Consider the following 12,838-nt stretch of genomic DNA (forward strand, 5'->3'; position numbering starts at 1 on the left):
CTGAGGTTACCTATGTCATCACGCGATACGCTTCGTACTACCCGGCTTGAATCCATTTTTCAGACGGCGGTAAGCGACTTTGCCGTCGCCGATAGCGCAGTGCCAGCCATTGCGCCGGTCACCACGCAAAGTCTGAGCCTTCCTTTCGCCACGCAGAGCCAGAGCCTGCCGATCACCACGCTCTACACGGAGTCACCGCCTAGCAGCTCGCTCAACGACAGCACACTGGCTGTCAGCGCGGTCAAAAGTTCGCCGCCCGCTATGCTGCGACCCTATGAACCGATCGCCAGTGATGGCGTGATCGCCGGCTGGGAAGCGCAAAAGCCGGTGCATCTGCGCGGTCGTGCTGAAGGTGAAGCGGGCTCCACCGTCACGCTGACCTTCAACGATCAAAGCTGGCACAGCACCGTCAATAAGTGGGGCTACTGGAACGCCTCAATGCCGGCTGATACGCTGAAAGGCGTAGCGGATGGCAATCACACGCTGACGCTGACCATTACCGATAAAGCAGGGCAAAGCACGGTAACCACCGTAGATTTTGGTCTCTATACCGACCGTACGATCAAACCTACGCTGACCGTGGACACGGTCAGTGGTGACAACGCGGTGAGTATTGCTGAGAGCATTTATGGCGTTGAGATCAGCGGCAGCGCAACGCATTTGCCGGTGGGGTCGGTGCTGAAACTGACGCTGGGGACGCAAACCACCACCGCCAGCATGGGAAACGACGGTAAGTGGTATGGCACATTTCATGAAAGCGATATGCAGGCGCTGAAAGACGGGGTCTACAGCCTGAAAGTCACGGCGACCGATCCCAATGGAAAAACCGCCACCGAATATCACGATCTGACGCTGATCACCCATCTGAGTAGCCTGCCAAAAATTAGCTTCGATAAGGTCACTGCGGACGATGTGATAAATCTGGCAGAAAGCCAGCAGGACCTGCTACTGAGCGGCACGCTCTCCACCGTCATGCCGGGCCATCGCCTGGTGATCACGGGTGCCAACCAGAAAGATTATGCCGCCACCATAGGCGATGATGGACACTGGCAGGTGGTGATCCCGGCAGCGGATGTGCACGCCTTTATCAACGTTGGGGAAATCCGCGCCTGGTCGATCGACGGGGCCAAAAACTACATCGACGTCACGCATGAGCTGAATATCCACACCGGCTTTATTCCGATCTACACCGAAATGGATATCGGCGGTGACATGACGCTCAACTATCAGGAGGCGCAGCACGATCTGAGCTTCTACGTTGAAGGCGCCAACACCCTGGAGATCAACGGTAAAACCTACCAGCCCGATGCCAAAGGTATGGTAACACTGACCTCCAGCGAGCTGCTGGCGCTGCCGGATGGCCCGGTCGCCGCCACCTTTCACCGCTGGGATGAATATGGCAACAGCGACACCCAGACCAGCGATAAACTCTTTACCGTAGCCGTGCACCAGCGGCCAACGCTGACCCTGGACACGGCTTTTGGTGATAACAAAATTGATGCTGCCGATGTCAACAGCTGGCATCTGATTCAGGGCAGCTCCAGTCATCTGCAACCGGGCAGCCTGGTGGAATTAACGCTGGGCGATCAGCACTACAGCGCCAGTGTAAAAGCCGATGGCGGCTGGGCGCTGACTATTCTGGCCGGGCAGCTGGCACCGCTGGACGATGGTGAATACCAGATGACAGTCAGCGGCAAAGACAGCGCCGGTAATCTGGCCAGTGCCAGCCAGACGGTGCAGGTGGCATCACATACTGAAAGTGCCAACCCGCTGGAGGGTCAGACGGTGGACCAGCTGCTGGAGACGGTCAGCCTGACCCAGCAGGCGGAGACGGCGCACATGGCGCAGGCATCTTCTGCCGCCGCCGCACCGCAGGAAAGTCATCTGTTCTCTGATATTCCTTATACGCTCGCCGACCACCTGCTGCAGCATCCTGCGGCACACCCCTTGGTCTGACGCTGACACATTAGTAAACGTACTGCCTTCCGGACAGGTCTGTTAAGCCTGTCTGGATTGGCGCGAGCTCGCTCAGTGGTTGCTTTTCGTTCGTTCAGCAGAAATATTAACGATTTCATCTGTTTTTAGCAGGAATAAGCGCGGGATCTGATCTAATAATGTTAAAGGTCGTTTAGCGTCTCGCTTGCGAACCATAAATAAAATAATGCATTAAATCTGTCAGACGCTGAGTAGCACCCCTTTTTGCTCGCTTTGTTCACCAGGAAAAACACCATGATGATAAGAACCCCTGTTGGTATGGATAATGAACAAAGCGCGATTAACTTTTTTGTTGTGCGCCCTGAGTGGCGTTGCAGTGCACGCGGCCTTTGCCGCACCGTTACCTAAAGCCGAATTTAACTGGCGCGCCGCGCCCACCGAAGAGCAGATTGCCAGCTTAACCCTGCGTGACGCCATTCTTCGGGCCTTTGCCCGCAATCCGAAAATCTCGGAAGCGGCGGCACAGATCCACATCGGTGAGGGGGATCTTGATGCCGCCCGCAGCGCCTGGTATCCGCAGATCTCACTGCAGGGCGCGGCGGGACGCTCTCATCAGACCGACTCCGCCGGGAGCCTGAACAACAACGGCTCCGGTGGCATCACGCTCAGCCAGCTGCTCTACGACTTTGGCCGCACCGGCAGCGCCATCGATGAGCAGCACGCGCTGTCGGATGCTTATCGTTACAGCCTGTTCGACTCCATGACCACCGTGGCGGAAGATACGCTGCAGGCCTACCTCGAAGTCAAACGTTACCAGGCGCTGGCAGAAACGGCGCATACCAATATTGCCTCACTGAAGCGCGTGCGGGATATCGCGAAGCTGCGCGCCGATGCCGGCCTCAATTCCCAGTCCGACGTGCTGCAGGCAGAAACCCGCATCGCCGCCATGCAGGCCACGCTGGAGCAATATCGTGCCCAGCATCGTTCCGCCACCGCGCAACTGACCGTGCTGACCGGCGTGGTCCCCGCCACGCTGCCTGAACTGCCACAGGCGCTGCTTAAGCAGCAGATCACCCTCGACAAAATCGCCTATGAAAGCAGCGCGGCAGTGCGCAGCGCGCAGTCGAAGCAGGAAGCCGCTCGTGAACGGGTGCGCCAGGCAGAGTCCGGTCACTGGCCGACGATTAAAGTGCAGGCGGGCCGGACCCGCTATGAAAACGATCGTCAATCTTACTGGGATGATGAAGTGCAGCTGCAGGTGGAAGCGCCGCTTTATCAGGGCGGCCTGGTGAATGCGAAAACCCAGTCAGCAGAGGGCGATCGTGAAGCGGCGCAGGCCGCTATTCAGCAGGCCAAGCTCGCCATCAATCAAAACGCTTCTACCGCCTATGCCGACATGATTGGCGCGCAGCAGCGGCAGGCTGCCGGGGAAGTGCAGCTGGCCAGCGCCGACCATACCCGTAATGTCTACGCCGATGAATATCGCCTGAGTAAGCGCAGCCTGAACGATCTGCTTAGCGTGGAACAGGATGTGTTTCAGGCTGACAGCTCACGTATCACCGCGCTTTATGATGGCTGGGACGCCACCGTGCGTTATGCCGCCGCGGTAGACAATCTGCTCGATATCATGGGTATCGATCGCCAGCAAAGCAGCGGCGATCTCCTTCCTTCGCTGCAATAGCGATAAGGCATTAATAATGAGTACATCAACCCTGAATACCGATAACTGGATTGCCGCCATGCTGCGCGTAGCCGCGCGATTCGGTAAACCTGCCGATGGCAAAACCCTGCGTCAGCAGATGCGCTGGTTTGAACATCTGCCGGTGTCACAGCAGCTGGAACGACTCTCCGGCCTGCTGGGACTGCATCTGACCATGGTGCCGCAGAACAAACTGCGCTGGCGTCAGGAGATCACCCCGGTAGTGCTGGTGCTGGAGAATGCCAGCGTGGCGGTGCTGGAGAGCATCGATTCAGACAACAGCGCGCGCTACTGGCTCAGTGAAGGTGGCGATGTGGTGCGTGAAAGCGCGTTATCAGAACTGCTGGCACGCGCCCAGGGCGATGTAGGCGTGATTGGCGTAGCGGCGCGTGGCCGTGATGCGCGCATCGACGAATTCGTTCAGCCTTATGAGCCACACTGGTTCTGGAAAAATTTTCGCGGTATGGGCCGCCGTATCACGGAAATTTCGCTGGCCTCGGTGATCAGTAATGTGCTGGCACTGGCCGGTATTCTCTTTTCGATGCAGGTCTACGATCGGGTCATTCCGGCCCAGTCGCAGTCCACGCTGTGGGTACTGTTTGTCGGCGTGCTGATCGCTGCAGCCATTGAGTATCTGATCCGGCTGATGCGGACCCAGGTGTCAGACTTAATGGGCAAACGCATCGACCTGAAAGTCTCGGCCATGCTGTTTGCCCGGGCGATGAGCATACGTAATGAGGCGCGTCCGAAATCGACCGGTTCGTTTATCTCGCAGCTGCGTGAGATCGACCAGGTGCGTGAGCTGCTCACCTCGACCACGGTAGGCGCAGCGGCCGATCTGCCGTTTGTTATCCTGTTCCTGTTTATCATGTCGTTTGTTGGCGGCTGGCTGGTGCTGATTCCGCTGGCAGCGATCCCGCTGATCGTCATTCCCGGTCTGCTGGTGCAGATCCCGATGGCGCGGCTGGCCAAAGAGGGGCTGCGCGAGGGCGCGCTGCGCAATGCGGTGCTGGTAGAGACCATTGAAGGGATTGAGGATATTAAGGCGCTGCAGGCGGAACCCTATTTTCAGCGTCAGTGGGAGCAGACGCACGAAGTCAGCGCCTCAATCAGTAACCAGCAGCGGTTGTGGGGCGCGCGTCTCACCGGCTGGGCCTCGACTGTGCAGCAGCTCACCTATGCGGGCATGCTGGTATTTGGTGTCTATCTGGTGCTCGATTCGCAAATCACTACCGGTACGCTGGTTGCCTGCAGCCTGCTCTCATCACGCACCATCGCCCCGCTGATGCAGCTGACCATGGTCTTCTCGCGCTGGCAGCACGCCAAAATGGCGATGAAAGGGCTGGATGAGTTGCTGAAAAAGCCGCTTGATCAGCCTGAAGCGACCACGCTGGCACACTGCCCGACGCTCACCGGCCAGTACGATCTGCGCAATGTGCACTACAGCTATGACGAAGAGAATGAAAAGAATGTGCTCAACGTTCAGCAACTGCAGATTAAGCCCGGCGAGAAGATTGCCATTCTGGGCAAAGTCGGGGCAGGGAAATCGACGCTGCTGAAGATCCTCGCCGGTCAGGCGCTGGCTACCCAGGGCAAAGTGATTGTCGATGGCGTCGATATTGAGCGTATCGATCCCTCCGATTTACGTCGTCAGCTCGGCTGGCTGTCGCACGACTCCCGCCTCTTTTTTGGCACGCTGCGGCAGAATCTGATGCTGGGCAATCCCCATGCCAGCGAACAGGAGATGCTGCAGGCGCTGCGCATCAGCGGCGCGCTGTCGCTGGTCCAGCAGGATGCCGCCAGCCTGGACCGCATTATCAATGAAGGCGGGCGCGGACTTTCGGGCGGCCAGCGTCAGATGGTGATGCTGAGCCGGTTGATCCTGCGTCAGCCGCAGGTGGTGTTGCTGGATGAACCCACCGCGGCGATGGATGAACAGCTGGAGGAGCATGTGATCCGTCAGCTACAGGGCTGGATCAGCGGCCGGACGCTGGTGCTGGTGACGCACCGTCCGGCGCTGCTGAAGATGGTCGATCGTATTGTGGTGATGGATAACGGCCGGATTGTGGCCGACGGCCCGCGCGACGAGATCCTGCGCCGCGCGACGACACCCGCGCCGGCACCGTCGCCAGGTAAAGGAGACACCGCATGAGTCTGGTTATTGTTGATAAAGATCTTGCTCGTCATGAGCGCCGGACATCGGCGATTATCTGGCTCTGCACCGCCGCGCTGGCGATTTTTCTCATCTGGGCGCACTTTGCCATTCTGGATGAGGTCACGGTCGGCACCGGTAAAGTCACCCCTTCCAGCCGCGCGCAGGTGATCGACAGCCTGGATGGCGGCATCGTCAAACAGCTTAACGTGCATGAGGGCGACATTGTCGAAAAAGGGCAGGTGCTGGCGACCCTCGATCCGACACGCTTCCAGTCGAACTTCGGCGAGGCGCAGGCCAAAGTGCGCACCCTGCGCGCCTCGTCCGAGCGGCTGGAGGCGGAGCTGTCGGGCACGCCGCTGACATTCAGCGCCGAAACGCTGAAGGAGCCGAACCTGGTGACGCGCGAACGGCAGCTCTACGAGTCGCGACGCCGTAATCTCACCGAAACCATCAGTAATCTGCAGCAGTCGCTGCGACTGGTGCAGGATGAACTGCGCCTGACGGAACCGCTGGTTGCCAAAGGCGCAGCAGGGCAGGTCGAGGTGATTCGACTGCGTCGTCAGGTCAGCGATCTGCGCGGCAAAATCGATGAGGCGCGCAATGACTATCTGGTGCGCGCCCACGAAGAGCAGGTAAAAAATAATGCCGAACTGGATGCGCAACTGCAGGTTGCTGCAGGCAAAGAGGATCAGCTGACGCGTGCCACGCTCTATTCACCGGTGCGCGGCATTGTTAAAGATATTCAGGTCACCACGGTCGGTGGGGTACTGGAGCCTGGCGGTAAACTGATGGAAATCGTCCCGCTGGAGGATCAACTGCTGATTGAGACGCGCATCAATCCACGCGATATCGCTTATATCCGGCCCGGTCTGGCGGCTACCGTCAAAGTGACCGCCTATGACTCCTCCATCTATGGCGATCTGCACGGCGAAGTTGAAACGGTCTCGCCAGATACCCTGCAGGATGAGGTAAAACGTGATCAATATTACTATCGTGTTTATGTTCGTACCCAGAAAGCCGAGCTGACTAACCGTGCCGGACGAAAATTCCCGATCGTGCCCGGTATGGTGGCCAATGTAGAGATTAAAACCGGTCAGAAATCGGTTATGGATTATCTGATTAAGCCCCTGAATAAAGTCAAAGAATCGATGCGCGAGCGCTGAAAATCCGCACCAGCTAAAATATCCGCCTGCTTAATTACGGTGATAAATTAACATGGCGGATATTTGGGCAGTCAGGGCGCAAAGTGTGCGTATTTTAACAATATGTGCGGAAACAGGCCGTAGTTAATTTAACCCGGTTAAGAAAGTTTACGAAGATATAACGGAACGGCAAACAGCAGGCAAAAAAATGCCGGACAACTTGTCCGGCGGGAAATAATAAGTTGTACATCTCATTCGGGGAGAATGAAGGTAATAATGGAATAAATGATGATAGCGGGGTCTATTCTATTACCAGATTCCGTATAAGTTTTATCATTCAGTGCTTCGGAATACTCTGATGTAACCCATTGATAACATAGCTCTCTGAATCGGTTTATCGATTTGTGCGCCATTTTTTATCGATCCGTGCTGGTTATTAGTTCCCCGTTATTTACATTATGAAATAACTGTTTCGACGTATGAAACACTTTTGGAAATTTAGTAGCATTTTCCTGGTGGATTATTGCCCGTTATAAAACAACAATGGCCTGCCGGCTGAATTTTTAATCATTCAGTTAGCAGTGGCAAATAATAAAGGCACATAACAGAGGGTAATAAAATGAAACGTCGCGTTCTCTCCCTGATGATCCCTGCGTTGCTGGTTGCAGCAGGATCAGCAAACGCAGCTGAAATCTATAACAAAGACGGCAACAAATTAGATCTCTTTGGTAAAGTTGACGGTCTGCACTACTTCTCTGATAACGATGGTTCTGATGGCGATCAGTCTTACGTTCGCTTCGGCTTCAAAGGCGAAACCGAAATCAGCAATGAGCTGACCGGTTACGGCCAGTGGGAATACCAGGCGGCGCTGAACAACGCCGAGTCTGAAGGTACGGCTGACAGCTTCACCCGTGTTGGCTTTGCCGGTGTGAAATTTGGTGATGCAGGTTCGTTCGACTACGGTCGTAACTACGGCGTAGCTTACGACATCGGCGCATGGACCGACGTGCTGCCAGAGTTCGGCGGCGACACCTACGGCGCAGATAACTTTATGTATCAGCGCGGTAACGGCATGGCGACCTACCGTAACAATAACTTCTTCGGTCTGGTGGATGGCTGGAACTTTGCAGTCCAGTATCAGGGCAAGAATGGCAACAGCACCGAGTCTCCGAATGGCCGTGACGTACTAGGTCAGAACGGCGACGGCTGGGGTCTGAGCACAACTTATGATCTGGGTTCAGGTTTCGGCATTGGTGCGGCTGCTTTCCAGTCTGACCGTACCAACGACCAGAACAGCGCAACATCAGGCATCCTCGGGAGTGGCGATAAAGCGGAAGTCTATACTGGCGGTCTGAAATATGACGCGAACAACGTCTATCTGGCGGCTATGTACTCACGCTCGTACAATGCGACCCGCTTCGGTGACAGCACCAATGACTCTTCAGCTTATGGCTATGCGGATAAAGCGGACAACTGGGAACTGGTTGCGCAGTATCAGTTCGACTTTGGCCTGCGTCCATCCCTGGCGTACGTCACCTCACGCGGCACCGATGTTCAGAACTGGGGTAAACAGAATCTGAAAAAATATATCGACGTTGGCGCGACCTACTACTTCAACAAAAACATGTCCACCTATGTTGATTACCAGATCAACCTGCTGGACGACAACGCTTTCACCGACGCAGCCGGTATCAATACCGACGACGTGGTGGCACTGGGTCTGGTTTACCAGTTCTGAGTTGTACGGGAGCGCAGTTACCGCTGCGCTCCTGCGTCACCTTTCGGGCTGAGCGCTTCAGCCTTTCGCCACTTGGTGGCTTCCGGCGCGGTTGTCACTGACGACACCACGCTGCCGAATCGCGCGCCTTCAAATGCCACGCCTGCCAGGGTGAAGGCTGAAAAGCTCAGCCAGTGATGCCATGCTGACTGCCACTTCTGTGAATTTTTCATTCTGCACCTCTCAGAGATAAACACTGTTTCAACAGTGCAGAATTCATGCCAGCTTTACCGCTCTCACAGCCACAGACCTCGCGCGCACTTTGGTACACTTGCCGCGCGCGTCAGGGCGATCTTGCCCCAATCAGGTGCAGTGAAGCCTGTTATTGGCGCGGGCGTGAGGGTGTCATGTGACGATGACGACGCTGATGCAAGACTTTATAGCTACTGAAGATAAACAGCCCCAGGGCAATGACGAGAATCAGATAGATCATCTGCCGCTCCTTACTTTGATTAACGTTAGTCGCCTGATAAAAGGCGGATACAGGGTAGATGACCGGTGAATACTGATAGGTTTCAGAGAAATATTCAACTCTCTTTAAGCGTCTTTACCCGAAGTTTATGCTTTGTAGCAGAGCTGAATAAAGTGTTACAAGTGAGGAAAGATGCGTTCTCAGATTAATCTGCTGTTTATAGCGATGTTAGCGTTGATGTTAACGGCCTGTGATAAGCCAGCGACCACATCCGCGCTGGTGCTGGAAGGAAAAACCATGGGAACCGTCTGGCGGGTAAGCCTGGCCGGTGTGGCGAGTGAGCGCAGAGCGGAACTGCAACAGCGGATTCAGCAGCAGCTGGATGCGGACGATGCGGAACTCTCTACCTGGAAGCCAGACTCCGCCTTATCGCGCTTTAACCAAAGCCGTGACCTGTCACCGCAGCCGGTGAGTGAAAACATGGCAGATATTGTCACGACCTCACTGCGGATTGGCCGTAAAACCGGCGGGGCGATGGATATTACCGTCGGGCCACTGGTCAACTTATGGGGCTTTGGCCCGACGAAGCAGCCCGGCCATACGCCGGATGCGTCACAAATCGCCGCCGCCCGGGCGCAGACCGGATTGCAGCATCTGCGGGTGGTGCAGGGCGCAGATGGACAGTGGCTGCAGAAAGATCTGCCAGGTCTCTATGTCGATCTCTCGACGGTGGGCGAGGGCTTCGCCACCGATCATCTGGCGCGACTGATGGAGCAGCTCGGCATCAATAACTATCTGGTGTCTGTGGGCGGCGCCGTGCTGAGCCGTGGCCTTAATGCGCAGCAGCAGCCGTGGCGGGTGGCGATTCAGAAACCGACCGATCGTGAGAATGCGGTTCAGGCGCGCGTTAATCTGCAGGGACACGGCATCAGTACCTCCGGCAGCTATCGCAACTATTATGAACTGGACGGCAAACGCATTTCTCATGTGATCGATCCCGTTACCGGACGGCCAATTGAGCATAAACTGGTTTCCGCCACGGTGATCGCCACCACGGCGCTGGAAGCCGATGGCTGGGATACCGGACTGATGGTACTTGGCACGGAAAAAGCCCAGGCGCTGGCGATTGAACAGCATCTGGCGGTCTATCTGATCAGCAAGCAGGGCGATAAATTTGTCAGCTGGATGTCGCCGCAGTTCGCTGCTTTCCTGATCCCCGCTGAATCCGGAGAACCCTGATGTTAGATCTGTTTAGTGAAGAACAACCCTGGCAGGAGACGCTGGCTGAGGGCGCGGTGATCCTGCGGCGTCGCGCACGTGAGGATGCAGAGGCGCTTTATCAGCAAATAATGGCAATTGCGGAGCAGAATCCGTTTGCCCATCGCATTACGCCCGGTGGCCATCGCATGTCGGTGGCGATGACCAACTGTGGCGATTTCGGCTGGTCGGTGGATTCACGCGGCTACCAGTATCAGCAGCAGGACAACCTGAACGGGCGTAAATGGCCGGCTATGCCGCCGCTGTTTCGTACTCTGGCGCAGCAGGCGGCGACTGAGGCGGGGTTCCCTGGCTTTAATCCGGATGCCTGCCTGCTTAATCGCTATGAGCCGGGCGCGAAGCTGACGCTGCATCAGGATAAAGATGAGAAAGATCTGCGTCAGCCTATCGTTTCGGTGTCGCTGGGTTTACCGGCGGTCTTTCAGTTTGGCGGTTTCGAACGGGGTGATAGTACCCAGCGTGTGCTGCTGGAGCATGGCGACATTGTGGTGTGGGGCGGGCCGTCGCGCCTGCGTTACCACGGCATCCTGCCACTTAAGCCAGGCGTTCATCCGCTGGTGGGTGCCTGGCGTTATAACCTGACGTTTCGACGCGCTTTCTGACCCACCACGCCGGTTACGGCGTGGTACGAATAACTATTGCTATCATTTTGCATCCCATTACACTGCAGGCTGTTTTTTGACTGCTGGATTGCCTGCATGACGTTGCTAAGCGTTGTTTTTCGCCAGTTCCGCTGGCCTTTTATCGGGGTGATTGCGCTCACGTTGTTAAGCGCCGTGCTGGGTATCGGCATGATCGCCTTTATCAATCGCGAAATGATTGTCGCCATCAACACCTCATTCGCGGTACTGCCGCAGTTTCTGTTGCAGCTGGTGGTGCTGATGGCGGTGACGCTGGCCTCGCAACTGGCGCTGACCATGCTTGGCCATCAGTTTGTCTGGCGACTGCGCGGCGAATTTATCAAGCGTATCCTCGATACCCGCATTGAACGCATCGAGCAACTCGGTAGTGCGCAACTGCTGGCGGGCCTGACCAGCGACGTGCGGGCTATTACTCTGGCCTTTGTGCGCCTGCCGGAGCTCTTTCAGGGCGTGATTATTACGCTTGGCTCGGCGATCTATCTTGCGTGGCTGTCGCCTAAAATGCTGCTGGTAACCAGTGTCTGGCTGGGTGTCACGCTGGTTGGCGGCTGGCTGCTGGTCTCGCGGGTTTACCAGCACATGGCAAAGCTGCGGGAAATCGAAGATAACCTCTATCGTGATTATCAGACGGTGATTGAAGGGCGCAAAGAGCTACAGCTTAACCGCTCACGCGCTCAGCAGGTCTACGACACGGTTTATCAGGAAGATGCCCGCGCCTGGCGACACCACATTGTCCGCGCCGATACTTATCACCTCAGTGCGGTCAACTGGTCAAATATCATGACGTTAGGCGCTATCGGCATGGTCTTTTTTATGGCCAACAGCCTGGGCTGGGCCAATACCGCCGTCGCCGCCACCTTTTCCCTGACGCTGCTGTTTTTACGCACGCCGCTGCTCTCCGCGGTGGGCGCGTTACCGACGTTGCTCAGTGCCCAGGTCGCATTCCGTAAACTCAATGCCTTTGACCTCGCTCCTTATCAGTCAGGATTCCACTCCGCCTCCACGTCCTCAGACTGGCAAACGCTGGAGTTGCGCGATGTCTCTTTTCACTATGGTGATAACGGCTTCCAGGTCGGGCCGGTTAACCTGACGCTGCGCCGGGGCGAACTGGTCTTTCTGATTGGCGGCAACGGCAGCGGGAAATCGACGCTGGCGATGCTGCTGACCGGGCTGTATCAGCCTCAGTCCGGCACGCTGCTGCTGGATGGCAAGCCGATAACGGCGGATGAGCTTGATGTGTGGCGCAGTCAGTTCTCGGCGGTCTTTACCGACTTACACCTGTTTGACCGGTTAATGGGGCGGGAGGGGATTGCGGCCAATCCGGCGCTGGTTCAGCTCTGGCTGGAGAGACTGAAGATGCAGGATAAGCTGAAGATTGAAGGCGACAAAGTGCTGAATCTGCAGCTTTCTAAAGGACAGAGTAAGCGACTGGCACTGCTGCTGGCGGTGGCAGAAGAGCGCGATGTGCTGCTACTGGATGAGTGGGCGGCGGATCAGGACCCTCACTTCCGGCGTATCTTCTATCGCGAGCTGCTGCCGTGGCTACAGCAGGCGGGTAAAACGGTGTTTGCCATCAGCCATGACGATCACTACTTCATTCATGCCGATCGGCTGCTGGAGATGCGTGAAGGCAAGTTGACGGAGCTGACCGGTAATGAGCGCGATCTTGCCACGCTCGACTCGGTAAAACGCACCGACACCGGGCTTTAACGGCAGCTGGCAAAGCTTAGCAAAAAAGCGTAGTGGCATGCTTCGCCTGAACCAGGCTACGTTAGCGATCAGCAGAAACTCCGGTTTCT

At 56.4% G+C, this 12,838-nt stretch carries 10 protein-coding genes; 8 read left to right on the top strand and 2 right to left on the bottom strand.

Annotation, left to right across the window (positions count from 1 at the left end; translation table 11 throughout):
* Positions 1-12: 12 nt before the first annotated feature.
* The 5 genes from NR201_RS14780 to ompC all read left to right on the top strand — a co-directional run bounded on the left by NR201_RS14780 (position 13) and on the right by ompC (position 8,669).
* A complete protein-coding gene (locus NR201_RS14780; RefSeq protein ID WP_256849927.1) occupies positions 13-1,956 on the top strand; it encodes an Ig-like domain-containing protein in 1,944 nt (647 codons plus the stop codon).
* Positions 1,957-2,260: 304 nt separating this feature from the next.
* A complete protein-coding gene (locus NR201_RS14785) occupies positions 2,261-3,616 on the top strand; it encodes a TolC family outer membrane protein (RefSeq protein WP_010248373.1) in 1,356 nt (451 codons plus the stop codon).
* 16 nt (positions 3,617-3,632) lie between these two features.
* Positions 3,633-5,786 (top strand): type I secretion system permease/ATPase, encoded by a 2,154-nt coding sequence (locus NR201_RS14790; RefSeq protein ID WP_182504362.1) that lies wholly within the window; start codon positions 3,633-3,635, stop codon positions 5,784-5,786.
* Complete coding sequence (locus tag NR201_RS14795) at positions 5,783-6,952, top strand: HlyD family efflux transporter periplasmic adaptor subunit (protein ID WP_010248368.1); 1,170 nt, start codon at positions 5,783-5,785, stop codon at positions 6,950-6,952. The genes NR201_RS14790 and NR201_RS14795 overlap by 4 nt, the downstream gene beginning before the upstream one ends.
* Positions 6,953-7,550: 598 nt before the next feature.
* Entirely contained in the window at positions 7,551-8,669 is a 1,119-nt protein-coding gene (gene ompC / locus NR201_RS14800) for a porin OmpC (protein ID WP_031292696.1), read from the top strand.
* Positions 8,670-8,686: 17 nt separating this feature from the next.
* On the opposite strand, the gene NR201_RS14805 is transcribed toward ompC, so the two are convergent.
* Together NR201_RS14805 and NR201_RS14810 are read right to left on the bottom strand one after the other, a co-directional pair.
* Positions 8,687-8,881, bottom strand: coding sequence for a hypothetical protein (locus NR201_RS14805; RefSeq protein WP_010248364.1), 195 nt, complete (start codon positions 8,879-8,881; stop codon positions 8,687-8,689).
* Positions 8,882-9,030: 149 nt separating this feature from the next.
* Positions 9,031-9,141 (bottom strand): hypothetical protein, encoded by a 111-nt coding sequence (locus NR201_RS14810; RefSeq protein ID WP_010248361.1) that lies wholly within the window; start codon positions 9,139-9,141, stop codon positions 9,031-9,033.
* Positions 9,142-9,312: 171 nt separating this feature from the next.
* On the opposite strand from NR201_RS14810, the gene apbE reads away from it, so the two are divergent.
* The 3 genes from apbE (at position 9,313) to NR201_RS14825 (ending at position 12,749) form a co-directional block, all read left to right on the top strand.
* Entirely contained in the window at positions 9,313-10,359 is a 1,047-nt protein-coding gene (apbE, locus tag NR201_RS14815; RefSeq protein WP_201499660.1) for an FAD:protein FMN transferase ApbE, read from the top strand.
* Positions 10,359-11,000, top strand: coding sequence for a DNA oxidative demethylase AlkB (alkB, locus tag NR201_RS14820; protein WP_033758470.1), 642 nt, complete (start codon positions 10,359-10,361; stop codon positions 10,998-11,000). Before apbE ends, alkB begins: the two co-directional genes overlap by 1 nt.
* Positions 11,001-11,096: 96 nt before the next feature.
* On the top strand, positions 11,097-12,749 hold the full coding sequence (locus tag NR201_RS14825; protein ID WP_256849928.1) for a multidrug ABC transporter permease/ATP-binding protein: 1,653 nt from the start codon (positions 11,097-11,099) through the stop codon (positions 12,747-12,749).
* Positions 12,750-12,838 lie beyond the last annotated feature (89 nt).

The organism is Pantoea sp. Fr-CA_6 (assembly GCF_024520895.1).
Lineage (GTDB): Bacteria > Pseudomonadota > Gammaproteobacteria > Enterobacterales > Enterobacteriaceae > Pantoea > Pantoea agglomerans.

Bases quoted from the DNA above. Each gene is read 5' to 3' on its own strand.
- NR201_RS14780 (WP_256849927.1), top strand. From the start codon at position 13: ATGTCATCACGCGATACGCTTCGTACTACCCGGCTTGAATCCATTTTT.
- NR201_RS14785 (WP_010248373.1), top strand. From the start codon at position 2,261: ATGAACAAAGCGCGATTAACTTTTTTGTTGTGCGCCCTGAGTGGCGTT.
- NR201_RS14790 (WP_182504362.1), top strand. From the start codon at position 3,633: ATGAGTACATCAACCCTGAATACCGATAACTGGATTGCCGCCATGCTG.
- NR201_RS14795 (WP_010248368.1), top strand. From the start codon at position 5,783: ATGAGTCTGGTTATTGTTGATAAAGATCTTGCTCGTCATGAGCGCCGG.
- ompC (WP_031292696.1), top strand. From the start codon at position 7,551: ATGAAACGTCGCGTTCTCTCCCTGATGATCCCTGCGTTGCTGGTTGCA.
- NR201_RS14805 (WP_010248364.1), bottom strand. From the start codon at position 8,881: ATGAAAAATTCACAGAAGTGGCAGTCAGCATGGCATCACTGGCTGAGC.
- NR201_RS14810 (WP_010248361.1), bottom strand. From the start codon at position 9,141: ATGATCTATCTGATTCTCGTCATTGCCCTGGGGCTGTTTATCTTCAGT.
- apbE (WP_201499660.1), top strand. From the start codon at position 9,313: ATGCGTTCTCAGATTAATCTGCTGTTTATAGCGATGTTAGCGTTGATG.
- alkB (WP_033758470.1), top strand. From the start codon at position 10,359: ATGTTAGATCTGTTTAGTGAAGAACAACCCTGGCAGGAGACGCTGGCT.
- NR201_RS14825 (WP_256849928.1), top strand. From the start codon at position 11,097: ATGACGTTGCTAAGCGTTGTTTTTCGCCAGTTCCGCTGGCCTTTTATC.